Source organism: Stenotrophomonas maltophilia group sp. RNC7 (assembly GCF_030910085.1).
In the GTDB taxonomy this organism is placed as follows: domain Bacteria; phylum Pseudomonadota; class Gammaproteobacteria; order Xanthomonadales; family Xanthomonadaceae; genus Stenotrophomonas; species Stenotrophomonas sepilia.
In genome coordinates this window covers 1-968 of the sequence record NZ_JAVFVN010000760.1, presented here as the reverse complement: position 1 = coordinate 968, position 968 = coordinate 1, and the positions used below count along the sequence as shown (strand labels likewise).

Here is a 968-nt window from a genome sequence, read left to right as displayed (position 1 = left end):
AACATACTGCCTTACTGCCCTACCCCCCTATTCCCTTAAACAAGGAACCAGAAATGAAAGTACAACCCAAAGCCTCGCACTTCATCGGCGGCGCATTCGTGGAAGACAAGGCAGGAAAGCCTTTGCCAGTCATCTATCCGGCGACGGGTGAAGAGATCGCCAAGCTTTATTCCGCCACGCCCGGCGTGATCGAGGCGGCTTATGCGGCTGCGCTGAAAGCGCAAGGCGAATGGGCCGCGCTGAAGCCCGTCGAGCGCGGACGCATACTGCGCCGCACGGCGGAAATCCTGCGTGAGAAGAACAAGAAACTGTCGAAGCTCGAAACGCTTGATACCGGCAAGGCGCTTCAGGAAACGCTGGTGGCGGATGCCGCTTCAGCCGCCGATGCGCTGGAGTTTTTCGGCGGTATCATTTCCGGTTTCAACGGCGAGTTCGTGGAACTGGGCGGCTCGTTTGCCTATACGCGCCGCGAAGCGCTCGGCATCTGCGTCGGCATCGGCGCGTGGAACTATCCCATCCAGATCGCCGCGTGGAAATCCGCGCCTGCGCTCGCAATGGGCAATGCCTTCATCTTCAAGCCGTCAGAAAATACGCCGCTTTCGGCTCTGGCGCTGGCCGAAGCCTACAAGGAAGCCGGGTTGCCCGACGGACTGTTCAATGTCGTGCAGGGCTTCGGCGATGTAGGAGCCGCACTCGTCAACCATCGCCTGACGGCCAAGGTTTCACTGACCGGCTCCGTGCCGACCGGCAAGCGCATCATGGCGCAAGCGGGCGAACATCTGAAGCATGTCACGATGGAACTTGGCGGCAAGTCTCCGATCATCGTGTTCGACGATGCCCACCTTGAAAGCGCCATCGGCGGCGCGATGCTCGGCAATTTCTATTCCACGGGTCAGGTCTGCTCGAACGGCACCCGCGTCTTCGTCCACAAGGACGTGCGCGAACGTTTTGTCGACCGGCTGGTCGAA

1 protein-coding gene is annotated in these 968 nt (G+C 60.1%); it reads left to right on the top strand.

Annotated elements, in window-relative coordinates:
* Positions 1-53: 53 nt before the first annotated feature.
* A partial coding sequence (locus RCF13_RS17900) for an aldehyde dehydrogenase family protein (RefSeq protein WP_308141423.1) occupies positions 54-968 on the top strand: 915 nt, incomplete at its 3' end.